Below are 23553 nucleotides of genomic sequence, written 5' to 3'. Positions count from 1 at the left end.
CATGTCACCCCCCGCCACGATCGCCGTCCGTCGCCACGTCGTGGAGGTCGAGGTGCACGGCAGCGAGAACGACGGGCTGCTAGTGCAACGACATTTGTCCGGAACGGTCGACGGGGTGGTCGCGCGGGCGCTCGAACGCGCGCTGGCGGGCGTCGTGCCGGAGGACGACCGCCTGGTCGTCGAGCGGCTCGACATCGAGCTCGACGGCGTGCCGTACGCCTTGCTGGACGATGCCCTGGCCCAGGCGGTCCGGCACGACGTCGAGGCGTTCTTCCGGCGTCATGTGCCCCCGCCGCTCGGCCGCACCGACAGCTCGACCGAGGCGCCGGGCGCGACGACCGGGACGGCCGGCCCCATCGTGCGATGGCGGGCCTCCGCGACGATCGAGGCGGCCTTCGTGGCGTTCCTGCGGGACGGGCGGCTCCCATGGGCGTTCCGTCCGCCGGACGGCGATCTCGAGCGGGCTGTCACGGAGGCGTGGGCCAGCGATGCCACGGCCAGCCAGGTCAGTCGCGCGGGAGTGGCCGACGCTCTCCAGGAACCCGCCGTCCGGCTGCGAGTCGTCAAGCAGTTCTCCGCCCCATTCGTCCTCGACCTGGTCCGCCGGGTCGCGCCCGGAGTGGCGGGCCCGCTGGCCGAGGCCTCCGAACCACCGGCGGCCTCTGGGCCGGACGGCCGGGAGTGGTCGGCCTTCCTCCGCCAGATCCAGCTCGCCGCCCTAGCGGCTGCTGCGGAGGGGCGGACGGTGACGGCCGACGAGCTCGTGCAACAGACCCTGGGCTCGCTGCCAGAGGAGGTGCGGGCAGATCCGGAGCTGGTGGAGCGCCCGGGTCGACAAGGGTCGCGAGCCTCGCTCGACGTTCCGCCGCCCGACGTGACCGATCGATCGCACGACGTACGCGCCGCCGCGAGGCACGGCGCCACGGGAGCCGACGGACGGACGACCGCAGGTGTACCAAGCGGCGCCCACTCCCTCCTCGTCGACCACGCCGGGGTGGTGCTGCTCCACCCGTTCCTGCCTCGCTTCCTCGCGGGACTCGGGGTGGCAGCAGGAGAGGAGCTGCTCGATGCCGACCGGGCGGTCGCGCTCCTGCACCACCTCGCCACCGGTGACGAGGTGGTTCCGGAGCACGCGACGCCGCTCGCCAAAGTGCTGTGCGGCGTGCCGCTCGGACAACCCGTGGAGCGCGACCCCGCCCTGACCAAGGACGAGGTCGCCGAGGCATCGGCCCTGCTCAGGGCGGTCGTCGGGCACTGGGAGGCGCTGCGGAGCACCTCGCCCGACGCGCTGCGGGCCGAGTTCCTCACCAGGCCCGGGACGTTGTTCGCCGAGGGCGACGACTGGGTGCTCCGGGTCGAGGACCGGTCGGTCGACATCCTGCTCGAGCAGCTGCCCTGGGGTGTCTCGATGGTGCAGACACCCTGGATGGATCGGATGCTACGCGTCGAGTGGCGGGCCTGACATGCGCTCGGCACCCGCCAAGGCATCGAGGTCCCGCTCGGCCTCGGTCCACCGCCCCGGCAGCTTCTTCCGGGGGGTCGGGTCGTCCGGCTTCTTCCGCTCCGTCGCCCGGTCCGCGTCGGCTCCGGAGGTGCAGCCACGACTCACGGTGAGCAAGCCGAGCGACCCCCTCGAGCGTGAGGCCGAGGCGACCGCAGTCGCGGTGAACCGCAAGCCCGAGGAGCGGGTGGTGCAGAGGGACGAGCCCGGCGCCCAGGTGCAGCGGAGCAGCGTGGGGGCACCCGTGGCACCAGCCCTCGCCCCTCCGCCGCACACGGCGATGCAAGGCGCCACGACGGGAGGGCAGGCCTTGCCGAGCCGGGTCCGCGACGACATGGAGCCTCGGTTGGGCGCCGACCTCGGCGACGTACGGATCCATGCCGACGACCAGGCTGCCAGCCTGAGCAACCACCTCAGTGCGCAGGCCTTCACCTACCGCAACCACGTGTTCTTCGGGCGCGGCCAGTACCGGCCGGAGACCGACGCAGGTCGCCACCTGCTCGCCCACGAGCTGACACACACCATCCAGCAGGGAGCGACCGTCCAGCGGCAGGCTGCACGGCACGACGTCGACCGGATGCGGCCGGAGGTGAGCACCCCCGGCGGCACCCCGACGGTGCAGCGCCTCGGCGTGCAGGACGCCCTGGACTACTTTGCGGACAAGGCTCACCACATCCCGGGGTTCCGGATGCTGACGCTGATCCTCGGATTCAACCCGGTCAACCAACGCTCGGTGGCGCGCACGCCGGCCAACTTCCTGCGGGCGCTGATCGAGCTGGTGCCCGGCGGCGCCCTGATCACTCGCGCCTTGGACAACCACGGCGTGACCAACGAGGCAGCAGAGTGGGTCGATCAGAAGGTGTCACAGCTCGGCGACATCGGCGCCCAGATCGTGACCGGACTGCGCCGCTTCATCGACTCCTTGAGCTGGACCGACATCTTCGACCTGGGCGGGGTGTGGGACCGCGCCAAGCGCATCTTCACCGATCCGATCAGCAGCCTCATCTCCTTCGGCACAGGCGTCGTGATCGAGCTCCTCGCGATCGTGAAGCGCGTGATCCTCCGCCCACTCGCCGCGCTCGCCGAAGGGACGCCCGGCTACGACCTGCTGAAGGCCGTCCTTGAGCAGGACCCCGTCACCGGCGAGCCCTACCCCCGAACCGCCGAGACCCTCATCGGCGGCTTCATGAAGCTGATCGGTCAGGAGGAGGTGTGGCTCAACATCAAGCGCGGCAACGCAGTGGGGCGGGCATTCACCTGGTTCCAGGGTGCGCTGGCCGGGCTGATGGGGTTCGTCCGCTCGATCCCGGGCCACATCGTGCAGACCCTCAGGTCACTCACGTTCCAGGACGTGGTCACCGTCGTCGGCGCGTTCCGCAAGGTCTCCTCCGCCTTCCTCGGGCTCGCCGGGCGCTTCATCAGCTGGGCCGGCGGCCAGGTGCTGAGCCTGCTCGAGATCCTGTTCTCGGTGGTGGCACCGGGCGTGATGCCCTACATCGCGAAGGCCAGGGCCGCCTTCCACCAGATCCTGCGCAACCCGGTCGGTTTCGTGAGGAACCTGGTCCGCGCCGGGCGGCTCGGCTTCGAGAAGTTCGCCCACAACATCGTCACGCACCTCAAGGCCGCCCTCATCTCGTGGCTGACCGGCCCGCTCGGCGAGGCCGGAGTGCACGTCCCGCGATCGTTCAGCCTCGTCGAGGTGGTCAAGCTGGTGCTGTCGGTGCTCGGACTGACGTGGCAGAACGTCCGCGGCAAGCTGGTGAAGGTCATCCCCGATCCGGTGCTCGGAGCGCTGGAGAAGTCGGCGGCGGTGCTCACGACACTCGTCTCCCAGGGCCCAGCGGCCGCCTGGGCGCAGGTCCAGGGCGAGCTCACCGAGCTCAAGACGCAGCTCATCAGCCAAGTCACGGGCATGATCCAGACCGAGGTCGTGAAGGCCGCCGTCACGAAGCTCGTCAGCATGATCAACCCGGCGGGAGCGGTGGTGCAGGCGATCATCGCCGTCTACAACACCGTCACCTTCTTCGTCGCGAAGGCGCGCCAGATCGGCGCCGTCGTCGCCTCGTTCGTCGACTCGATCTCGGCCATCGCGGCGGGCAGCGTCGACGCGGCGGCCAACCGGGTGGAGCAGACCATGGCCCGCACCCTCACGGTGATGATCGCGTTCCTGGCCAAGTTCGCCGGTCTCGGGAGCATCCCGGACAAGCTCGTCGGCATCGTCCGGAGGATCCGGCAACCCGTGGACACGGCGCTCGACAAGATCGTGGGCTGGCTCGCCGGCCTGCTGTCCAAGCTGCTCGCCTCGGCACGGGAGGGTGCGAAACGGCTGCTCATGTGGTGGAGGAAGAAGGAGCCGGTCACGGGCGGCGATCAGCCCCACACCCTCACCTTCACCGGAGAGAAGCGCTCGGCCCAGCTGGTCATCCGATCTGAGCCCGAGAAACCGTCAGCCTTCCTCACCAACGAGCACGGCCGACGCAAGCAGGAACCCGCCACCCTCACGAAGCCGCTCGCGGCGACACAGAAGCACGAGCGCGAGATCGTCGCCCTCCAGACGTTCCTCGCGTCGGTGGACGACAACGAGCGGGCCGCTGCAGCCGGCCCACGCGCGAAGCAGGCAGATGCGATGTCAGCCACGCTCGACACGACGCTGCGGACCCTTGCGACTGTGATCGGTCAGGCACTGACGGAGTGGGGTGGTGAGGGAGCGATGCCCGACAGCATCGAGATCGAGCGCTCGGGAGGCTTCACCGTGACCCAGAAGGCCGGGATCGCCCGCGAGTACCTGGCCCAGAAGGCGCGCCTCGTGGGGAGCGCGGTCGCCGCGACCTCCCACCTCGTGAAGGACGCCCGGGGGCGGGAGATCAACGTCGCTGCTGACATCGACCGCCGACATGTCGTGTCGTCGGACGACATGGCCAAGCACTATGGGAGCTTCCTCGCCAAGAAGCCGCTCTCCCAGGCAAAGCTCCTCCTCGAGCAACGCGGGTCGATCGAGGGAGCCCGACAGCCGGTCGAGGGCAAGAGACCGAACGCCGAAGCGGTCCTCAAGGCCGCCGTGCGCCGCTACCGCCGGTTCTTCGGCTACGCCAAGAACATCTTCCTCGGCGACAGCAGCGAGAACCGCTCCATCCAGCAGCATCTCGACGCGGGCCACCCCGAGATGGCCGGACAGAAGCTCCGCGACCACGTGCAGCGCATCAAGCGGGGTTGGGCGCTCGACTCGAGCTTCGAGCCATCGGAGAAGTGAGGTGATCATGGACGAGATCTCCCGGCTCACCCGGGACCTCCAGCTGCTCGAGGACCTGGTGGACGACCAGCTCGCCAGCCACCTGGGCACCGCGTCGGGAGCGGTGCGCTCGCCGAACGATCGCGGCTTCGACCTGGACCTCTTCTCCGCGCTCCACTACGGGGAGCCGCTCACCCCTGCGGAGCACGTCGTGCTGCTGCTGGCGCTGGTGCCGCACCTGCGCCCGGCCTTCTTCGACGCCCTCATCGGCCGCCACCTGCCCGAGGGAGGCGACCTGCCTGAGCTCGGCGGCGTACGGCTCGACTCCGGTCGCGGCGTGCTCGCCACAGGTGAGACGGCCCAGTTCGTCATCGCCGGGGACGACATCCGCGATCGTCTCGCGGTCCAGCGGATGTTCACCACCGAGCACTGGTTCTCCAGACGTCACTTGCTCTGGCTCGACCGGGTCCGCGAGGGAGCACCGGCGACGAGCGGTCGTCTGGTCCTCGACCCCGAGAGCGTCGAGCTGATGACCACCGGCCACGCGACACTCCCCGGATTCAGCACCGGCTTCCCGGCAGAGCACGTCGGGACCGAGATGGACCGGGACGACGTGGTGCTCCGCCCTGACACGTGGCGCCAGATCCGCGACATCGAGACCTGGATGCGCTTCAACGACACGGTGCTCCACGAGTGGGGCATGGGCAAGCGGGTACGCCCTGGGTACCGCGTCCTGTTCCACGGCCCGCCGGGAACCGGCAAGACCCTCGCCGCGACCCTGATCGGCAAGGCGACCGGTCGGCCGGTCTTCCGGGTCGACCTCTCCCGGGTGGTGTCGAAGTACATCGGGGAGACGGAGAAGAACCTCTCAGGGCTGTTCGACAAGGCGGAGGGCAAGGAGTGGATCCTCTTCTTCGACGAGGCGGACGCGCTCTTCGGCAAGCGCACCGACATCCGAGACGCCCACGACAAGTACGCCAACCAGGAGGCCTCCTACCTGCTGCAGCGGATCGAGACCTTCAGCGGCCTCGTGATCCTGGCCACCAACCGGCGCAGCAACATCGACGAAGCGTTCCTCCGCCGATTCCAGTCGGCCGTCTGCTTCCACCCCCCGACCCCCGAGCAGCGACGCGAGCTGTGGCAGCGGTCCTTCCCTCACCAGGTCGCGGTCGACGCCGACGTCGACTGGCGCGACATCGCAGGACGCTTCGAGCTCACGGCGGCGTCGATCGTCAACGTCGCGCACCACTGCGCCATCGCCGCGCTCGACACGGACATGCAGCCCGTTGACCGCTCCATGCTGGAGGGTGCGATCATGCAAGAGCTCGTCAAGGACGGGAAGGTAGTGTGAGCCGACCTGACGGTGGGCTGCTCCGAGAGCTCACCCATCAGCACCACGCAGGACGCTCAACCCCGGAAATGACGAGATCCGAACCCACGTCCGTAGGTTCGGATCTTGCCGATGTCCTGCGACATCTCTCGGTCGGGCTGACAGGATTTGAACCTGCGACCCCTTGACCCCCAGTCAAGTGCGCTACCAAGCTGCGCCACAGCCCGAGTGCCCCTCGGCACGAGGCCTCCGGAGCGAGGGGAACACTACCGCAGGCCCTCGGGAGTCACGGAATCGACCCGCCCTCCCGGGACCGATCAGCGCTTGCGCTTCTCCCGCGGCTTCTGCTGGATGACGATCGGCGTGCCGACGAAGCCGAACTCCTCGCGCAGGCGACGCTCGACGAAGCGCTCGTAGGCCGCGTCGAGCTTGCCGCTGGTGAACAGCACGAAGGTCGGCGGCGCGACCGAGGGCTGTGTCGCGAAGAGGATCTTGGGCTGCTTGCCGCTGCGCACCGGGTGCGGGTGCTCGGCGACCAGCCGACCGAGGAAGGTGTTGAGCGCGCCGGTGCCGACACGCGTCTCCCAGCCCTCCAGGGCCTTGTCGATCGCCGGGACGAGGCGGTCGACGTGCCAGCCGGTCCGGGCGGTGAAGTTGATCCGCGGCGCCCAGCGCACCTGCACCAGGTCGCGCTCGACCTCGCGCTCGAGGTAGTGGCGGCGCTCCTCGTCGACGAGGTCCCACTTGTTGAACGCGATGACCATCGCCCGCCCGGCGTCGCGGATGGTCTGGATGATCCGCATGTCCTGCTCGGACACGGTCTGGCTGGCGTCGAGCACCAGCACGGCCACCTCGGCGCGGTCGATCGCGGTGGAGGTGCGCAGCGAGGCGTAGTACTCGTGGCCGGAGGCCTGGTTGACCCGCTTGCGGATGCCGGCGGTGTCGATGAAGCGCCAGGTGCGGTCGCCGAGCTCGATCAGCTCGTCCACGGGGTCGACCGTGGTGCCGGCGGCGTTGTCGACGACGACGCGGTCCTCCTTGGCCAGCATGTTGAGCAGCGACGACTTGCCGACGTTGGGCTTGCCGACGATGGCGATCCGGCGCGGTCCGCCGACCTCCTCGAAGGACTCGGCCGGCGTCTCCGGCAGGGCCGCGAGGATCGCGTCCAGCATGTCGCCCGACCCGCGGCCGTGCAGCGCGGAGACCGGGAACGGCTCGCCGAGGCCGAGGTTCCAGAGGCCGTACGCCTCCGCCTCCGTGCGCTGGTCGTCGACCTTGTTCGCCGCGAGGACGACCGGCTTGCCGGACTTGCGCAGGATCCGTACGACGGCCTCGTCGGCGTCGGTGATGCCCACGGTCGCGTCGACGACGAACAGCACGGCGTCGGCCAGGGTGACGGCGACCTCGGCCTGGCCCGCGATCCGCTCGGCGAGGCCGCGCGCGTCGGGGTCCCAGCCGCCGGTGTCGACCACGGTGAAGGCGCGGCCGTTCCAGTTGGCGTCGTAGGAGACGCGGTCGCGGGTCACGCCCGGGCGGTCCTCCACGACGGCTTCGCGGCGGCCGATGATCCGGTTGACCAGGGTGGACTTGCCCACGTTGGGGCGGCCCACCACGGCCAGGACGGGGGTCGGGCCGGAGGGCTCGTCGGAGCCAGCCTCGACGCTGACGGCGTCGTACTCAGTCATGGATGATCACAGCTTCTGGGAGGGAGGAACGAGCCCGGTGTCGGGGTCGTCCTCGGATTGTCCCGCAGGAAGCGGTCCGGGCAAGGATCGCCGCGTCCGCGCGAGGGCGCCGTCCAGCTCGGACAGCATGTGCAACCGCAACAACACCGAGGTCTCCCGCACGTGTTCCCGGGTGCGCGGCCAGGGCTGCTGTGCGGTTCGCCACGCTGCGCCGAACACGACGTCGATGCCGCCCTCGCGCGCCGGCAGCGCGTTGGACCCGGCACCGGACGGCCGGGTGCCGATCATGGTGACGGGCACGACGGGGGCGCCGGTGACGAGGGCGAGGTACGCCGCGCCGTGGTGGAACCGGCCCAGCAGGCCGTCACCGCGGGTGCCCTCGGGGAAGATGCCGGCCACTCCCCCGTCGCGCACGACGCGCAGGCAGGTCCGGATCGCGGCCGGGTCCGCGGCGTAGCGGTCGAGCGGGATCTGGCCGGCCGCATGCAGGAAGCCGCCCAGACGGCCGGCGAACATCTCCTGCTTGGTCAGAGCGTGCACCGGCCGTGGCGCGAAGATCGCCAGCAGCGGTCCGTCGATGACCCCGACGTGGTTGGCCGCGAGGATCACACCGCCCTCCGCGGGGACGTGCTCGGCACCGAGCACCCGGACCGGCCAGCGACGCCGGATCAGCCAGGCGGCCGTCGGGCGGAGCCGGTGCAGCAGCCCGGTCGCGGGATGCTGCTCACTGCTCCGGGGCAGCTCGAGGTCGTCGGCCCCGGTCACGACCCCGACCGGGATCCGGCGAGGGCCACGATGCGGTCGATGACCTCGACGAGGCTGAGGTGGGTGCTGTCGACGTGCACGGCGCCGTCGGCCATGGTCAGCGGCGCGGTGGCGCGGCCGGAGTCGATGCGGTCGCGCGCCAGCAGCGACTCCTGCGTGGTGGCCAGGTCGGAGCCACCCTCCTCCGCGGCGCGGCGCGCGGCGCGGGCGTCTGGGTCGGCGCTGAGGTAGACCTTCACCTCTGCCTGCGGCCACACCACGGAGCCGATGTCGCGACCCTCCACGACGATCCCGCCGCGGCCGATGACCTCCCGCTGCAGGTCGAGCAGACGGGCGCGCACCTCGGGCACGGCGCTGACGGGGCTGACCGCCGCGTTGACCTCGTCGCCGCGGATCTCCACGGAGACGTCCTGGCCGTCGACGGTGATCGTCGGCGCCTGCGGGTCGGTGCCGGACTCGATGCGCGGGCGACCGGCGGCCGCCGCGACCGCGGCCACGTCGCGTACGTCGATGCCCTCGCGCAGCAGCCACCAGGTCATCGCCCGGAACATCGCGCCGGTGTCGAGGTAGCGCAGGCCGAGGCGTTCGGCCACCCCGCGGGAGGTGCTCGACTTCCCGGAGCCGGACGTCCCGTCGACGGCGATGACGAGGGTGTGGTCCGGGGTGCTCTCGACGCTGCTCACGGGCGAGAAGATTACCGGTGGGTCGTCCACCCGCGGGATTCGAGAGCGGCCAGGAGGCGCTCGGCGCTGTTCTGCTCGACCACCAGCTCGGTGAGGCCCACCGGCCGGCCGGGGTCGTGGTCGATGTGGACGTCCTCGATGTTGACCCCGACCTCGCCGGCGTCGCCGAAGAGGCGGGCGAGCTCGCCCGGGTGGTCGGGCACCGAGACGAAGACCGACCGGGTGGGCCGCGCCGGTCCGCCGTGCTTGCCGGGGATCGCGGCGGTGCCGTCGTTGCCCCGGACCAGGATCTCGACCAGGTCCGGCCCCGCGTCAGCCGCGACCGCGGTCATCAGCGCGTCGAGATCAGCGCGCACCTCGGCGAGGAGGTCCAGCACCGCCTCTGAGTTGGCCTCGAGGATCTGCTGCCACAGGGCGGGGTCGCTGGCCGCGACCCGCGTCACGTCGCGCACGCCCTGGCCCGACAGCGCGAGGTGCTCGGGCGGGGCCGTGGCGAGGCGCCCGGCGACGAGGACCGCGGCGAGGTGCGGCAGGTGCGACGTACGGGCGACGGCACGGTCGTGCTCGTCGGGCGCCATCCGCAGGGGCGCCGCGCCGCACTCCAGGACGAGGGCCTCCACGAGGCCGACCACGCTCTCGGGGGCACCCGGGTGGGGCGTCACCGCCCACGGACGGCCGTCGAAGAGCGCCGCGCTCGCCGCGAGCGGCCCGGAGCGCTCGCTGCCGGCCATCGGGTGCGAGCCGACGTAGCGGGCCAGGTCGGCCGCACGCACCCGCGCGGCCACTGCCTCCAGCGGCGCGGCCTTGACGCTCCCGACATCAGTCACGACGGCGTCGGAGCGTCCGAGCGCAGCGACGATCGCGTCGGGGATCGCCACGGGCGGGACGGCGACCACGACGAGCTGCGGCCGGTCCGCGGGCGTGACAGCCCGACCGGCACCGAGGCCGGTGGCGGTGCGGATGTTCTCCTCGGAGGTGTCGCGCAGCACCACGTCGAGGCCGAGCCGCCGGCACACGAGCGCGATGGACGTCCCGATCAGGCCCGCGCCGACGACCTCGACCGGCCCGGTGAGGGCTGGGAGGGCGTCCCCGGGGTGGGGGTCAGTCATGGCTCGTCGTCCGCGCCAGGTCCCGCCGCAGGTTGGCCGCGCCGTGGAGGTAGACGTGGGTGACATCGGAGCGGGGCAGGTCGGTCTCGACGTGCGCCATCAGCCGCACCACGCGCGGCATCGACCCCTCGATCTCGAGCTCGCGCGCGCAGACCAGCGGCACGTCGGAGAAGCCCAGCTGGCGGGCGGCGTACGCCGGGAACTCGCTGGTCAGGTCGCTGGTCGCGGTGAAGATGATCGAGATGAAGTCGTCGACCGCGAGGTCGTTGGCCGACATCACGTCGGTGACGAGCTCGGCGACCCGGTCGAGCATGTGCTCCCGGGTGTCCTCGTCGAGCTGGGTCGCGCCTCGTACTGCCCTCACTGCCACGGGAGAACCCTAGGACAGGGCACCCCCTCCCCCACCGGCCGTCTCGGCTGGCGAGGTCAGGCGGGCTGGTAGTCCCCGAACGACCAGTGGTTGCCCTCGGGGTCGGTCACGCTGCCGCCGCGACCGCCGTAGTCCTGGTCGACCATCGGTCGCACGACGGTGGCGCCGGCGGCGACCGCAGCGTCGAAGGCGGCGTCGGGATCCGGGGTGACGAGGTACGCCGCTGCCGGGCCGGTGCCGGCGATCGCGGAGTCCGGCCGCTCGGTGCCGAACATGATCCCGCCTCCACCCGGCCAGGCCCACTCTGCGTGCACGACCACAGAGGGGTCCGCCTCGTCTCGGTAGGTCGCGTGCTCGGTGAAGCCCACGGCACGCAGCCAGGCGGTCATCGCCTCGGCATCACGCACCGAGAACGTGTGCCACAGCGTCGTTCCGGAGACGTCCGTCGTGTCGGGCATGGTGATCCTCCTCGTCCCGGCGGCTGGTCCGGCCGCCGGGCTTCAGGCTCCCCCGCCACCGTGCTCGGTGGCTTGGACGATGGGGAACTCCCGCCGCAGCCACTCGGTCGGGCTGCACCCGGCGAAGCCGGACCAGTCCCGGGCGAGGTGCGCCTGGTCGGCGTAGCCGCTCTCGGCTGCCACCCGGGCGACCGAGACGTCACCGTCGAGGGCCGCCCGACGCAGCCGGCCGTGGGCGTCGGCGAAGCGGGCGAGTCGCTGATAGGTCTTGGGAGTGACGCCGACCTCGTCGTGGACCAGCGTGCTGAGCCGGCGCCGGCTGTAGCCGACGTCGTCGGCCGCGACCGCGACGGGCACGCCGCGGGTCAGCAGCGCCATCGCCCTTCCGACCTCCGGCCGCACGACCGGCGTCCCGTGGCGGCGCAGCGAATCGAGGAGGGCGTGGTCGAGCACGGCGAGGCGCGCGTCCCAGGAAGCCTCGCCGGACAGGCGCTCGGGCAGGTCGGCCAGACCCGTGTCGACCGCGTCGAGGTCGAGCAGCTCACCCGCGAGCGCACCCGCGGGGACTCCCCACAGCGCACGGGCGCCCACCGGGGTGAGGCTCAGCTGGATGCCGCGCTGGTGGTCGCCGTGGTGGACCGCGGCGGCCGTGGTGTGCAGCCCGGAGACCGAGGACCAGCCGACGCTGACGGTCTGTGGCGCGCCGTCCCACGCCACCGCGAGCGGCTCGTCGAGCGGCAGCACGAACGTCACGCCGGTGGAGGGCATCCCGATGTGCACGCCCGGCCCGCCGAACGCGATGTCGTACACCACGATCGAGCGGACGTAGGGCGCCAGCGCGGGGTGCACGGTGGCCATGCGGTCACCCTAGGCGCGTGCTCCGACGTGCGGTCAGAGCTGCGCGCTGTCCATCAGCTCGCCGAGCTCGGCGACGGTCAGCTCGCGCATCTCCCCCGACCGCAGCCGGGCGAGCGTGAGCGGGCCGATCGCGGTCCGGGTCAGCCGGCGCACCGGGTGTCCGACGTGGTCGAGGAGTCGCCGCACGATGCGGTTGCGGCCCTCGTGGATGGTGAGCTCCACGATCGAGCGATTGCTGCCCTCGCGGCGCGGGTCGCCACCGACGACCCGGGCGCTGCTGACCGTGACCGGGCCGTCGTCGAGGGTGACGCCGGCCAGCAGCTCCCGGATGGTCCGCACGTGCACCTCGCCCTCCACCTCCGCGACGTAGGTCTTGTCGACCTCGTGCGAGGGGTGTGCGAGGTGCTGGGCGAAGTCGCCGTCGTTGGTGAGGATGATCAGGCCCTCGGTGTCGGTGTCGAGCCGCCCGACGTGGAAGAGCCGCTCCGGCCGGTCAGCCACCAGGTCGCCGAGCGTGCGACGGCCCTCGGGGTCGCTCATGGTCGAGACGACGCCCCGTGGCTTGTTGAGCAGGAGGTAGACCTTGTCGCTGATCGGCGGCAGCCGCTTGCCGTCCACGCGGATCAACGCGGTGCGCGGGTCGACCTTCGTGCCGAGCCGGGTGACGACCTCGCCGTCGACCTCCACGAGGCCGTCGAGCATCAGCTCCTCGCACTTGCGCCGGCTGGCCACGCCGGACTGGGCGAGCAGCTTCTGCAGGCGGATCAGGCCGTCCTCGTCGGTGTCGGGGCGCTGCGAGGCCGGCTGGTCGTTGTCGGGTGCGTCGTGGGGCTTCATGCGGTTTCGGGGTCCCTGCGGAAGCGTGAGCGGAGCGAGTGGTTTCGTGGGGTGGTCATGCGATCTCGGTGCCGCCGTCGGGCTCGGTGCCCGACCCGCTGTGCGGTGAGGCGTGGGTGGGCGCAGGTCCGGGGGCCGGCTCCGGGGCCGGCTCCGCGGTCGGCTCGGGAGTCGCTTCCGGGGCCGGCTCGGGCTCCGTCGGCGCGTCGAGGCCGGCGACGCTGGCGAGCTCGTCCTCCAGGTCGTCCATGTCGGGGAGGTACGGCGCGAGCTCGGGGAGCTCCTCGAGCGAGGTGATCCCGATCCGCTCGAGGAAGTAGGAGGTCGTGCAGTAGAGGTTGGCGCCGCTCTGCTCGTCCTGGCCGGCCTCCTCCACGAGGCCCCGGGTCAGCAGCGTGCGCATCACGCCGTCGACGTTGACGCCGCGGATCGCGGAGACCCGGGCGCGCGAGACGGGCTGCTTGTAGGCCACCACCGACAGCGTCTCGAGCGCGGCCTGGGTCAGCCGAGCCTGCTGGCCGTCGAGCACGAACGACTCCACCACCGAGGCGAACTCCGGCCGGGAGTAGAAGCGCCAGCCACCGGCGACCGAGCGCAGGTCGAAGCCGCGGCCCTGCTCGGCGTACTCCGCGGCCAGCGCCTCGAGCGCCTCCTCGACGTCGGACACGGGGTGCCCCACCACCGAGGCCAGGCGCACCTTGTCGAGCGGCTCGTCGGAGACCATCAAGATGGCCTCCAGCGCCGGGCGCAGCTCGGCGACGGCCACCGCCAGGGTGTCCACGTCGTCGGCCTCGGGCGCCGGCTGCTCGGTCTCGACGGGTGCGTCGACCGGCTGCTCGACCGGCTGCTCGACCGGCTCGTCGACGGCCTGGGTCTGCTCGCTCACTCGTCCTCCTGGGGCTCGTCGGCCACCTGGTCCGCAACGGCATCGCTGGACGACGCGTCGCTGCCTTCATCATCGTCCGTCGGCGGGGCGCCGTCGAACTCGTCGTGGATGTCCACCTCGCCGTCCTCGCTCCCGGTCCAGCGGACCGTGAGCTCGCCGAGCGGCGTGACCTGGTCGAAGGACACCGCGCCCTCGCGGAACAGCTCGAGGAGCGAGAGGAACCGCGCCACGGTCGTCAGCCGGTCGGGCGAGTCGCCGCAGAGCGCGCGGAAGGTCATCGTGCCGCTGCGTCGCAGCCGGTCGACGACGACCTGGGCCTGCTCGCGCACGCTGACCTTCGCCGCGTGGATGTGCTGGAGCGACACCTCGAGCACCGGCTTGGGCTCCATCGCCTTGGCCGCCAGCTGGGCGAACTGCTCGAGCCCGATGCCGATCAGCACCTCCGGAAGCAAGGTCGCGAACCGCTCCTCGAGCCCGACGGCGCGCGGGTGGCGACGCGACTCGGAGGCCAGCCGATCCTCGAACACCGAGGCCACCTGCTTGAACGCTCGGTACTGCATCAGGCGCGCGAAGAGCAGGTCGCGTGCCTCGAGCAGCGCGAGGTCCTCCTCGTCCTCCACGTCGCCCTGCGGCAGCAGGCGCGCGGCCTTGAGGTCGAGCAGGGTCGCGGCGACGACGAGGAAGGAGGTGGTCTGCTCGAGGTCCCACGCGTCGCCGAGGTTCTTCACGTGGGCGATGAACTCGTCGGTGACCTGCGAGAGCGCGACCTCGGTGATGTCGAGCTTGTGCTTGGCGATCAGGCCGAGCAGCAGGTCGAAGGGGCCCTCGAAGTTGTCCAGGCGCACGGCGAACGCCGGTGCCTCGCTGCCCGGCTCGAGGCCCGGGCCGGACTGGGTCGTGGCGCTCACTCGTCCAGCAGCCGCTGGACCAGCGCGCTGTCGGCGCCCTGCGTCTCGAGGTCGGCGAGCACGAGCGCCAGCGCCTCACGCACGAGGCGGCCGCGGTCGACGGCGAGGCCGTGCTCACGGCGCAGCGTCAGCCGGGCGTGCTCGATGTCGAGCAGCTCGTCGGCGGTGACGTAGACGGTCATCTTCTCGTCGTGCCGGACGCGGCCGCTGGGCTTCTTGGGCGTCGGCTCCGCGTCGTCGTCGGCGACCGCGCGGACGCGGCGGGGACGCTGGTCCGGCGCCGGCTCCGCGACCTTGTCGGAGGTCGGCCGGAACAGGTCGTCCGCGGCCGGCATGCTCACTCGGCGGGCCACCGGGTGAGCACCTCCTTGGCCAGCTGGCGGTAGGCGTCGGCACCCGTCGAGGACGAGGCGTACGACGTGATCGGCTCGCCCGCGACGGTCGCGTCGGAGAACTTCACCGTGCGACGGATGACGGTGTGGAAGACCTTCTCGCCCCACGCCGAGACGAGCCGCTCCATCACCTCGCGGCTGTGGAGGGTGCGGCCGTCGAACATCGTGCCGAGCACGCCGTCGATCTCGAGCTTGGGGTTGAGCCGCTCGCGTACCTTGTCGATCGTGGTCTTGAGCAGGGCCACGCCGCGCAGCGCGAAGTACTCGCACTCCAGGGGCACGATGACGCCGTCGGAGGCGGTGAGCGCGTTGACGGTCAGCAGGCCGAGCGAGGGCTGGCAGTCGATGAGGATCACGTCGTAGTGCTCGAGCGCGGGGGCGAGCACCCGCTGCAGGGTCTGCTCACGCGCGACCTCGTGCACCAGCTGCACCTCGGCGGCCGACAGGTCGATGTTGGAGGGCAGCAGGTCCATGCCCGGGATGCCGGAGGGGACCACGACCTCGTCGAGCGTGGTCTCGCGGTCCATCAGCAGGTTGTAGATCGTGAAGTCCATCTCGTGGGGGTTGAGCCCCAGGCCGACGGAGAGCGAGCCCTGCGGGTCGAAGTCGACGAGCAGGACCTTGCGCCCGAACTCGGCCAGCGACGCGCCGAGGTTGATCGTGGTGGTGGTCTTGCCGACGCCACCCTTCTGGTTGCACATCGAGATCACCCGCGCGCCACCGTGCTCGGTGAGCGCACGCGGCTCGGGGAAGACCGGCATCGGGCGACCCGTCGGACCGAGCGGCGCGTCGGCCGTGGTGGTGGTCGCGACGTCGAGGGTGTCCTCGACGACGGGACGCTCGAACGGGATCGGCTGGGTCACGGTGTGCTCGTCTCGGGGGGAAGTCTGGCTCGGCGCGGGGGAAGGAACCGGGGCGTGCGGGACCGGTGGTCGGCCCAGGGGCGGCATCTCGGGGGCACTGCTCCCGGAGCTTCCCGGACCTGGGAATCCCGCACCACTCATGTCAGCTCCTTCGCGTCGACTGGCTTCGATTGGATCACGTCGAGGGCCCTGAGCTTTGTCGACACGTCGACAGTTCCGGGAACGACCTCGCGCGACTCTAGGACCCCCGCGGGAGCACCAACAACACCGTCCGGCAGTCCCACAGGCAGCCGCACGAATCTGTGCACGCCGCCCGCCTCGCGTGCACAGGCAGGTCGCCCCTGTGCACAAGTCTGTGCATCGTCCACGTGGCCCTCCACGCGGTCCGCGCCGCGTGGGAGTTGCGAAAGGTAGTACCTTTCGGCGAGGATGCCTGGGACCTGTGACGACGCTCACAACGACCCCCTCAGGGAGCCCCCGCATGGAAAACCTCGAACCGGCGTACAGCACGCCCGTCCTCCTGCTGATCGCCGCGGCCGCCGTGGCCCTGCTGCTGTTCCTGGTGATGAAGGTGCGGCTGCACGCCTTCATCACCCTGGTGCTGGTCAGCCTGCTCACCGCCGTCGCCGCCGGCATCCCGGTCGCCGACGTGCCGGCGGCCCTCCTGGCAGGATTCGGCACGACACTGGGCTCCGTCGCCCTGCTCGTCGGCTTCGGGGTGATGCTCGGTCGCCTGCTCGAGGTGACCGGCGGTGCCCAGGTGCTCGCCGACAGCCTGATCAACCGGTTCGGCGAGCAGCGCGCCCCCTTCGCACTGGGTGTCGCCGCCCTCATCTTCGGCTTCCCCATCTTCTTCGACGCCGGCCTGGTGGTCTTCCTGCCCATCATCCTCACCGTCGCCCGGCGCTTCGGCGGCTCGGTCCTCTTCTACGCCCTCCCGGCTGCCGGCGCCTTCGCCGCGATGCACGCGATCGTCCCGCCGCACCCCGGCCCCGTCGCCGCCGGCACCGCCCTGGGCGCCGACATCGGTGTCGTCCTGCTCATCGGCGTGCCCGTGGCGGTCGTCGCCTGGTACGTCGGCGTCTACCTCGTCTCGCGCGTCCTGGGTCGCCGCTACGACGTGCCGGTGCCCGCACTGCTCTTCGGCGAGATGGACGGCGGCACCGACCCCGACCGTCCTGCCGCGACTCCGCCCGCCTTCGGCACGGTCCTCGGCCTGCTCCTGGTGCCGCTGGTCCTGATCTCGTTCAACACCGTGCTCACCACGCTGGTCACCAGCGGCAGGCTGGCCGAGGGGCAGACCTGGGTGGAGCTCCTCCAGCTGCTCGGCAACACGCCCGTCGCCCTCCTCGTCAGCCTGCTCGTCGCGATCGCCGTGCTCGGACGCCGTACGGGCTCCCTGTCGCACACCATGGAGGTGCTCGACCAGTCGCTGGGTCCGATCTGCTCGATCATCCTGATCACCGGCGCGGGCGGGATGTTCGGCGGCGTGCTGCGCACCAGCGGCATCGGCGACGCCCTCACCTCCTCGCTCTCCGACCTGGGGCTCCCCCTCCTGCTGCAGGCCTTCCTGATCGCCACCGCGCTGCGCGTCGCCCAGGGCTCGGCGACGGTCGCGCTGACCACGACCGCCGGACTGATCGCCGGTCAGGCGGGAGGGCTCGGCAACGTCGAGCTCACCCTGCTCGTCGTCGCGATCGCCGCAGGCTCCACCGTGCTCTCCCACGTCAACGACTCGGGCTTCTGGCTCGTCAGCCGGTTCTTCGGGATGGACGAGAAGACCACGCTGAAGACGTGGACGGTCATGGAGACCACCCTCGGCGTGTGCGCGTTCGCGATCGCCGCACTGCTGTGGCCGGTGGCTGGGCTGCTGTGAGGTCAGGGGGCGTGGCCGAGGTCGGAGACGACCTCCGCACAGATCGCGGTCATCGCGAAGCGAGCCACCTCGGCCTCGCCTCCGGCGACCGCCTCCGCCACGACCTGGTGCAGCCGCCGCGCCTCGCGCTTGGGCTCGGGAGGCATCAGGTGGTGGTCGGTCCGCCCGCGCAGCACCTCCTCCACCACGTCGCCGAGCCGGGCGAACATCACGTTGCCCGACGCCCGCAGCAGCAGGCGGTGGAAGGCGATGTCCTGCTCGAGGAAGGTCCGGAGGTCCCCCGCGGCGCCGGAGCCCTCCATCTCCTCGGCGATCCGCACGATCTCGGACCGTTGCGCGTCGTCGGCGTGCACGGCCGCGAGGGCCGCCGACGCGGGTTCGACGGCGGCGCGCAGCTCGGCCAGCTGGTGGAGGTGGGACACCCGGTCGGCGCCGTCGAGCCGCCACCTGATCACGGCAGGGTCGAAGTCGTCCCACCGCTCGCGCGGCAGGATCCGCACGCCGGTGCGGCGCCGGCTCTCCACCAGTCCCATCGAGACCAGCACCTGCACCACCTCGCGCGCCACGGTGCGCGAGACGCCGTAGGCCTCACCGAGCCACTCCAGGGTGATCACGGCGTCCACGGGCAGGTCCCCGCGGACGATCCGGGGGCCCAGCTCTGCGAGCACGGTGCTGTGGGCGGTCGACACGACGAGCAGACTAGCTCTGCCCCGGGGCGTCGCAGCGGACCCGGTGACGCACCGCGCCACCTGGTGGTGATGGGGGTCTCGGGCACCGGCAAGACCACGGTCGCCACCGAGCTCGCCGAGCACTTCGGGTGGCGCTTCATCGAGGGCGACAGCCTCCACCCGGCCGCCAACATCGCCAAGATGTCCGCCGGGGTCCCCCTCGACGACGACGACCGCCAGCCATGGCTGGAGGTGCTGGGCCGGTTGCTCGCCTTCCACCACGCCGACGGCATCTCGAGCGTGCTCACCTGCTCCGCCCTCAAGCGGTCCTACCGCGACGTGCTTCGTGCGGGGGTGCCGGACGGCTCGGTCTTCTTCGTGCACCTCGCCGCGCCGTTCGAGCTGCTCCTGCAGCGGATGGAGTCGCGTGAGCACTTCATGCCACCCTCGCTGCTTCAGTCCCAGTTCGACACCCTCGAGCCGCTCCGGGCGGACGAAGCCGGTGAGGTGTTCGACGTCTCCGAGCCGGTCGAGGACGTGGTCCGGTCGGTGGTCGACGTGGTCAGCCGCTGACCAGGAGCTGGTCCCCCGGCGCGGTCACAGGCGGCGCACCGCCCGCGTGGCGAGCACCAGCTCCCCGGCCTCGTCGGTCGCGTCGCAGTCCACGACCGCCTCGATGACCCAGTCGTGGTCGCCGGCGGGGTCGTGGAGGGTCTGGCGTACGTCACGCACGCGCGCGGTCGTGCCCTCCTCGACGCCGACGGGCTCACCGGTGCGCTCCTCACCCACCAGCAGCAGGTCGGGGCCGCGGGCGTCGGCGTCGGTGAGCACCGTGTCGTGGTCCGCGTAGTAGTCCTCGAGGGCCGCGTCCCACACCGAGCGCCCCACGACGACGTCCCGCGGCGGGTCGGTGCGGTCGGCGGCCGCCCGCTCGAGGCGTACGAGCGTGTCGAGGTCGTCGCGCGCGAAAGCCTCCACGCGGGCCCACATCGCGTTGCGCACCATCACGCGGAACGGTCGCTCCTGCTTCGACAGCGGCCGCGGCGGCGGGGGCGGCTCGTGGTGCGCGACGGCCGACGAGGCGTGGTCGGGGTCCGACAGCGCCTCCCACTCGTCGAGCAGCGAGGAGTCGGTCTGGCGGACGGTCTCCCCCAGCCACTCGATGACGTCCTCGACCTCCGGGGCGCGGTGCGCCTCCGGGACGGTCTGGCGCAGGGTGCGGTAGGCGTCGGTGAGGTAGCGCAGCACCAGGCCCTCCGAGCGAGCGAGCTGGTAGCGGCCGACGAAGTCGGTGAAGCCCATCCCGTGCTCCCACATCTCGCGCACGACCGACTTCGGGCCGAGCGCGTCCTCGGGGAGCCACGGGTGGGTCTGCCGGTAGGTCTCGTAGAGGGCCTCGAGGAGCTCGCGCAGCGGCTGCGGCCAGGTGATCTCCTCCAGCAGCGCCATCCGCTCGTCGTACTCCAGGCCGTCGGCCTTCATCTCGCCGATGGCCTCGCCACGGGCGGCGTGCTGCTGGGCCATCAGGATCTGGCGCGGCGCCTCGAGGACCGCCTCCACGACGGAGACGACGTCGAGACCGTAGGTCTCGGACTCGGGGTCGAGCACGTCGAAGGCGGCGAGAGCGAAGTGGGCCAGCGGCTGGTTGAGCGCGAAGTCGTCGGGGACGTCGGCGCCGAGCACGTAGCGGCGGCCGAAGGAGTCCACCTCGTCGAGCCGGGTGACGATGCCGGTGCGCACCAGCGACCGCGAGAGCCGCAGCGCGCGGCGCGCCAGGCGCAGCTGCTGGCGGCGGTCCTCGTGGTTGTCGGTCAGCAGCCGCCGCATCACCGCGAACGCGTCCTCCTCGCGGGACACGACGTTGACCAGCATCGCGTTGTCGACCTTCATCCGGCTCGCCAGCCGCTCGGGCGCCCCAGCCACGAGCTTGTCGAAGGTCTGCTCGGTCCACACCACCGTGCCCTCTGGCGGCTTCTTCAGCTGCGCCTTGGACTTCTTCTTCCCGGCGGCCACGCGCGCCGCGGCCTTGGCCTTGGCCTGCTCGTTCTCGATCACGTGCTCCGGAGCCTGTACGACGACGTAGCCGGCCGTGTCGAAGCCCGCCCGCCCGGCCCGGCCGGCGATCTGCTGGAACTCCCGTGTCCGGAGCACCCGCTGGCGGTTGCCGTCGAACTTGGCCAGCCCGGTGAAGAGCACCGTCCGGATCGGGACATTGATCCCGACCCCCAGGGTGTCGGTGCCGCAGATGACCCGCAGCAGTCCGGCCTGGGCAAGGGTCTCCACGAGCCGGCGGTACTTCGGCAGCATGCCGGCGTGGTGCACGCCGATGCCGTTGCGCACCAGCCGCGACAGCGTCTTGCCGAAGCCGGCGCCGAAGCGGAAGGCGCCGATCCGCTCGGCGATGGCGTCCTTGTCGACCTTCTTCGGCGGGTGCCTGAGCAGGTTGGTGGCGTGCTCGACGGCCGCAGCCTGCGTGAAGTGGACGACGTACACCGGGTCCTGGCCGGTGGCGACCAGCTCCTCGAGCGTGTCGTCCAGCGGCTCCATCGACCAGCGGAAGCTCAGCGGGACGGGCCGCTCGGCGTCGTCGACGACCGCGGTGTCACGTCCGGTGCGACGCTGCAGGTCCTCGACGAAGAACGAGACGTCGCCGAGGGTCGCCGACATCAGCAGGAACTGCGCGTCGACCAGCTCGATGAGGGGCACCTGCCAGGCCCAGCCGCGGTCGTGCTCTGCGTAGAAGTGGAACTCGTCCATCACGACGAGCCCGACGTCGGCGCCGCGGCCCTCGCGCAACGCGATGTTGGCCAGCACCTCGGCGGTGCAGCAGATGATCGGCGCGTCGGGGTTCACGGCCGCGTCGCCGGTGAGCATTCCGACGTTGTCGGCGCCGAAGACCTCGATCAGGGCGAAGAACTTCTCGCTGACCAGCGCCTTGATCGGCGCGGTGTAGAAGCTCACCTCGTCGCGTGCCAGCGCCGCGACGTGCGCGCCGATCGCGACCATCGACTTCCCCGACCCCGTCGGGGTCGCGAGGATCACGTGGTTGCCGCCGAGCAGCTCGATGACGGCCTCGTCCTGGTGCGGGTAGAGCTCGAGGCCCTGGTCGGCCACCCACCCGGTGTAGGCGTCGTACACCGCGTCGGGATCCGCACCGGTGGGCACGCGGGTGTCGAGGCGTGCGACGTGGTCCGGCATGCGCCCGATCCAACCATCCGCGGGTTTCACCGGCGAAGGCGCCGCGCAACCGCGGTGAAACCGGGCGCCCGCAGGCTTGCCGGCATGACCACTGACAACCACCCAGTCCGGGAGCCCGCCGTACGGGCGACGGGCCTCGTCAAGCAGTTCGGCGACCAGCGCGCCGTCGACGGCATCGACCTCGAGGTGCACCGCGGCGAGGTCTTCGGCGTCCTCGGGCCCAACGGCGCCGGCAAGACGACGATGCTCCGGATGCTCGCGACCCTTCTGCACATCGACGCGGGCGAGGCCGAGATCTTCGGGCACGACGTGCGGGCCGAGCCCCATGCCGTACGCCGTCTCCTCGGCGTCACCGGGCAGTACGCCTCCGTCGACGAGAACCTCACCGCCACCGAGAACCTCTGGCTGTTCGCCCGACTCCAGGGCATGTCCCGCACCGACGCCCGCACCCGCGGCGCCGAGCTGCTCGAGCAGTTCGACCTCACCGAGGCGGCCACCAAGCCGATCTCGGCCTTCTCCGGCGGCATGCGCCGGCGGCTCGACCTGGCCGCCAGCCTGCTCACCCGCCCACCGCTGATCTTCCTCGACGAGCCGACCACGGGCCTCGACCCGCGCACCCGCGGGCAGATGTGGGAGACCATCCGCGACCTGGTGCGCTCGGGCTGCACGGTGCTGCTGACCACGCAGTACCTCGACGAGGCCGACCAGCTCGCCGACCGGATCGCGGTCATCGACCGCGGTCGGAAGGTCGCCGAGGGCACGGCGGACCAGCTGAAGTCGTCGGTCGGCCAGTCGACGCTCCAGCTGCAGGTCGCCGACCCCGCCGACGTCCAGGTCGTGGCCGAGGAGGTCCGCCGGTTGATCGGCGAGGAGGCGGTCCCCTCCCCCGAGGCCCGCCGGGTCAACGTCCCGCTCACGCGGACCGACCAGTCCGTCGACGTGCTGGTCGCCCTGCGCGACCGCGGCGTCGCCATCGAGTCGGTCACCGTCCAGAAGCCCTCCCTCGACGAGGTCTTCCTGGCGCTGACCGGCCACGACACCCAGGACCACTCGGCGGACGACACCGCCGGCACCGACTCCCCTGCGCTGATGGAGGCCTCCCGATGACTGCACTGACCGCGGGCCTGACCGTGACCGACCCCGCCGACGTCGAGATCCCGCCGCGGGTCGGCCTCGCCGACACCCTGAGCCAGACGCTCACCCTGGCGTGGCGGGCGACGATGAAGATGCGCCGCAGCATGGAGGTGATGTTCGACGTCACCATCCAGCCGCTGATCTTCACCGGCATGTTCGCCTACATCTTCGGCGGCGCGATCTCCGGCGACGTCGGCAGCTACCTGCCGCTGATCATCCCCGGACTGATCGGCCAGACCGTGCTCACGGCGTGCGTCGCGACCGGCGTCCAGCTCCGCACGGACATGGACACCGGCGTCTTCGACCGCTTCAAGGTGCTGCCGATCGCGCGGATCGCCCCGCTGGCCGGACCGATGGTCGCCGACCTGCTGCGCTACTTCATCGCCTCTGCGCTGACTTTCGCCGTCGGCATCGCGATCGGCTACCGCCCCGGCGGGGGCGTCCTCGGGGTGGGCGGTGCGATCCTGCTCGCGATGCTCGCCGGCTGGTCGCTGGCATGGATCTTCACCCTCTTCGGCATCGTCGGGCGCAACGCCCAGGCCGTGCAGGGCATCTCGCTGCTGGTGATGTTCCCGCTGACGTTCCTGTCCAACGCCTTCGTGCCCACCGACACGATGCCCGGCCCGCTGCGGGCGTTCGCCGAGGTCAACCCGGTGTCACTGGTCATCACCGCGATCCGCGACCTGGCCAACGACGGCGCCCTCACCGGCAACGTCGGCTGGGCCCTGCTGGGCTGCGCGGTCGTGATCGCGGTGTTCGCGCCGCTGTCCGTGCGGGCGTTCAACCGGAAGATGTGACCGACC

The 23553-nt window shown here is 71.5% G+C and carries 21 protein-coding genes and 1 tRNA gene; 7 read left to right on the top strand and 15 right to left on the bottom strand.

The window, feature by feature from the left end; all coding sequences use genetic code 11:
* Position 1: 1 nt before the first annotated feature.
* The 3 genes from ACE3QY_RS05265 to ACE3QY_RS05255 all read left to right on the top strand — a co-directional run bounded on the left by ACE3QY_RS05265 (position 2) and on the right by ACE3QY_RS05255 (position 6081).
* Positions 2-1462, top strand: a complete 1461-nt coding sequence (locus tag ACE3QY_RS05265; RefSeq protein WP_374454959.1) for a contractile injection system tape measure protein — start codon at positions 2-4, stop codon at positions 1460-1462.
* Positions 1463-1592: 130 nt separating this feature from the next.
* Complete coding sequence (locus ACE3QY_RS05260) at positions 1593-4751, top strand: DUF4157 domain-containing protein (RefSeq protein ID WP_374454958.1); 3159 nt, start codon at positions 1593-1595, stop codon at positions 4749-4751.
* Between the two features lie 7 nt (positions 4752-4758).
* Positions 4759-6081 carry an ATP-binding protein gene (locus ACE3QY_RS05255; RefSeq protein ID WP_374454957.1) on the top strand — a complete coding sequence of 441 codons (1323 nt, stop codon included), beginning with the start codon at positions 4759-4761 and terminating at the stop codon, positions 6079-6081.
* 132 nt (positions 6082-6213) lie between these two features.
* Here ACE3QY_RS05255 and ACE3QY_RS05250 read toward each other — a convergent pair.
* From ACE3QY_RS05250 to ACE3QY_RS05190, 13 genes are all read right to left on the bottom strand, one after another.
* Positions 6214-6287, bottom strand: a tRNA-Pro gene (locus ACE3QY_RS05250).
* Positions 6288-6377: 90 nt separating this feature from the next.
* The gene (gene der, locus ACE3QY_RS05245; RefSeq protein WP_374454956.1) at positions 6378-7745 is read right to left on the bottom strand and encodes a ribosome biogenesis GTPase Der; all 1368 of its coding nucleotides are present in this window, start codon (positions 7743-7745) and stop codon (positions 6378-6380) included.
* Between the two features lie 6 nt (positions 7746-7751).
* Positions 7752-8510, bottom strand: a complete 759-nt coding sequence (locus ACE3QY_RS05240; RefSeq protein WP_374454955.1) for a lysophospholipid acyltransferase family protein — start codon at positions 8508-8510, stop codon at positions 7752-7754.
* Positions 8507-9193, bottom strand: coding sequence for a (d)CMP kinase (gene cmk, locus ACE3QY_RS05235; RefSeq protein ID WP_374454954.1), 687 nt, complete (start codon positions 9191-9193; stop codon positions 8507-8509). Before cmk ends, ACE3QY_RS05240 begins: the two co-directional genes overlap by 4 nt.
* 11 nt (positions 9194-9204) lie before the next feature.
* Positions 9205-10302 (bottom strand): prephenate dehydrogenase, encoded by a 1098-nt coding sequence (locus ACE3QY_RS05230; RefSeq protein ID WP_374454953.1) that lies wholly within the window; start codon positions 10300-10302, stop codon positions 9205-9207.
* The gene (gene aroH / locus ACE3QY_RS05225; protein ID WP_374454952.1) at positions 10295-10672 is read right to left on the bottom strand and encodes a chorismate mutase; all 378 of its coding nucleotides are present in this window, start codon (positions 10670-10672) and stop codon (positions 10295-10297) included. The genes ACE3QY_RS05230 and aroH overlap by 8 nt, the downstream gene beginning before the upstream one ends.
* A 56-nt stretch (positions 10673-10728) precedes the next feature.
* Positions 10729-11130 (bottom strand): VOC family protein, encoded by a 402-nt coding sequence (locus ACE3QY_RS05220; protein ID WP_374454951.1) that lies wholly within the window; start codon positions 11128-11130, stop codon positions 10729-10731.
* Between the two features lie 42 nt (positions 11131-11172).
* Positions 11173-11988, bottom strand: a complete 816-nt coding sequence (locus tag ACE3QY_RS05215; protein ID WP_374454950.1) for a helix-turn-helix domain-containing protein — start codon at positions 11986-11988, stop codon at positions 11173-11175.
* A 33-nt stretch (positions 11989-12021) separates the two neighbouring features.
* Positions 12022-12825: a pseudouridine synthase gene (locus tag ACE3QY_RS05210; protein ID WP_374454949.1), complete on the bottom strand. Its 804-nt coding sequence runs from the start codon at positions 12823-12825 to the stop codon at positions 12022-12024.
* A gap of 55 nt (positions 12826-12880) precedes the next feature.
* Complete coding sequence (scpB, locus tag ACE3QY_RS05205; RefSeq protein WP_374455543.1) at positions 12881-13606, bottom strand: SMC-Scp complex subunit ScpB; 726 nt, start codon at positions 13604-13606, stop codon at positions 12881-12883.
* Positions 13607-13707: 101 nt separating this feature from the next.
* A complete protein-coding gene (locus tag ACE3QY_RS05200; protein ID WP_374454948.1) occupies positions 13708-14619 on the bottom strand; it encodes a ScpA family protein in 912 nt (303 codons plus the stop codon).
* Positions 14616-14972: a hypothetical protein gene (locus tag ACE3QY_RS05195; RefSeq protein ID WP_374454947.1), complete on the bottom strand. Its 357-nt coding sequence runs from the start codon at positions 14970-14972 to the stop codon at positions 14616-14618. Before ACE3QY_RS05195 ends, ACE3QY_RS05200 begins: the two co-directional genes overlap by 4 nt.
* Positions 14957-15874, bottom strand: a complete 918-nt coding sequence (locus tag ACE3QY_RS05190; protein WP_374454946.1) for a ParA family protein — start codon at positions 15872-15874, stop codon at positions 14957-14959. Before ACE3QY_RS05190 ends, ACE3QY_RS05195 begins: the two co-directional genes overlap by 16 nt.
* Positions 15875-16355: 481 nt before the next feature.
* Between ACE3QY_RS05190 and ACE3QY_RS05185 the strand changes: the two genes are divergently transcribed.
* Positions 16356-17750, top strand: coding sequence for a GntP family permease (locus ACE3QY_RS05185; RefSeq protein ID WP_374454945.1), 1395 nt, complete (start codon positions 16356-16358; stop codon positions 17748-17750).
* Positions 17751-17752: 2 nt separating this feature from the next.
* On the opposite strand, the gene ACE3QY_RS05180 is transcribed toward ACE3QY_RS05185, so the two are convergent.
* The gene (locus ACE3QY_RS05180) at positions 17753-18439 is read right to left on the bottom strand and encodes a FadR/GntR family transcriptional regulator (protein ID WP_374454944.1); all 687 of its coding nucleotides are present in this window, start codon (positions 18437-18439) and stop codon (positions 17753-17755) included.
* Between the two features lie 69 nt (positions 18440-18508).
* Between ACE3QY_RS05180 and ACE3QY_RS05175 the strand changes: the two genes are divergently transcribed.
* Positions 18509-18991: a gluconokinase gene (locus tag ACE3QY_RS05175; protein ID WP_374454943.1), complete on the top strand. Its 483-nt coding sequence runs from the start codon at positions 18509-18511 to the stop codon at positions 18989-18991.
* A 24-nt stretch (positions 18992-19015) separates the two neighbouring features.
* Here the strand turns inward: ACE3QY_RS05175 and ACE3QY_RS05170 are convergent, their stop codons facing one another.
* Positions 19016-21616, bottom strand: coding sequence for a DEAD/DEAH box helicase (locus ACE3QY_RS05170; protein ID WP_374454942.1), 2601 nt, complete (start codon positions 21614-21616; stop codon positions 19016-19018).
* Between the two features lie 84 nt (positions 21617-21700).
* Between ACE3QY_RS05170 and ACE3QY_RS05165 the strand changes: the two genes are divergently transcribed.
* Positions 21701-22723 carry an ATP-binding cassette domain-containing protein gene (locus ACE3QY_RS05165; protein ID WP_374454941.1) on the top strand — a complete coding sequence of 341 codons (1023 nt, stop codon included), beginning with the start codon at positions 21701-21703 and terminating at the stop codon, positions 22721-22723.
* Positions 22720-23547, top strand: coding sequence for an ABC transporter permease (locus tag ACE3QY_RS05160; RefSeq protein ID WP_374454940.1), 828 nt, complete (start codon positions 22720-22722; stop codon positions 23545-23547). Before ACE3QY_RS05165 ends, ACE3QY_RS05160 begins: the two co-directional genes overlap by 4 nt.
* The last annotated feature ends 6 nt before the right edge of the window (positions 23548-23553 follow it).

It is taken from the genome of Nocardioides sp. (assembly GCF_041913365.1).
Lineage (GTDB): Bacteria > Actinomycetota > Actinomycetes > Propionibacteriales > Nocardioidaceae > Nocardioides.
Note: the sequence above shows the minus strand (reverse complement) of the source record. Positions and strands in the feature narration are given on the sequence as shown.

Coding starts and splice junctions, on each gene's coding strand:
- ACE3QY_RS05255 (WP_374454957.1), top strand. CDS start 4,759: ATGGACGAGATCTCCCGGCTCACCCGGGACCTCCAGCTGCTCGAGGAC.
- ACE3QY_RS05220 (WP_374454951.1), bottom strand. CDS start 11,130: ATGCCCGACACGACGGACGTCTCCGGAACGACGCTGTGGCACACGTTC.
- ACE3QY_RS05160 (WP_374454940.1), top strand. CDS start 22,720: ATGACTGCACTGACCGCGGGCCTGACCGTGACCGACCCCGCCGACGTC.
- ACE3QY_RS05230 (WP_374454953.1), bottom strand. CDS start 10,302: ATGACTGACCCCCACCCCGGGGACGCCCTCCCAGCCCTCACCGGGCCG.
- ACE3QY_RS05175 (WP_374454943.1), top strand. CDS start 18,509: ATGGGGGTCTCGGGCACCGGCAAGACCACGGTCGCCACCGAGCTCGCC.
- der (WP_374454956.1), bottom strand. CDS start 7,745: ATGACTGAGTACGACGCCGTCAGCGTCGAGGCTGGCTCCGACGAGCCC.
- ACE3QY_RS05165 (WP_374454941.1), top strand. CDS start 21,701: ATGACCACTGACAACCACCCAGTCCGGGAGCCCGCCGTACGGGCGACG.
- ACE3QY_RS05210 (WP_374454949.1), bottom strand. CDS start 12,825: ATGAAGCCCCACGACGCACCCGACAACGACCAGCCGGCCTCGCAGCGC.
- ACE3QY_RS05170 (WP_374454942.1), bottom strand. CDS start 21,616: ATGCCGGACCACGTCGCACGCCTCGACACCCGCGTGCCCACCGGTGCG.
- ACE3QY_RS05215 (WP_374454950.1), bottom strand. CDS start 11,988: ATGGCCACCGTGCACCCCGCGCTGGCGCCCTACGTCCGCTCGATCGTG.
- ACE3QY_RS05265 (WP_374454959.1), top strand. CDS start 2: ATGTCACCCCCCGCCACGATCGCCGTCCGTCGCCACGTCGTGGAGGTC.
- ACE3QY_RS05185 (WP_374454945.1), top strand. CDS start 16,356: ATGGAAAACCTCGAACCGGCGTACAGCACGCCCGTCCTCCTGCTGATC.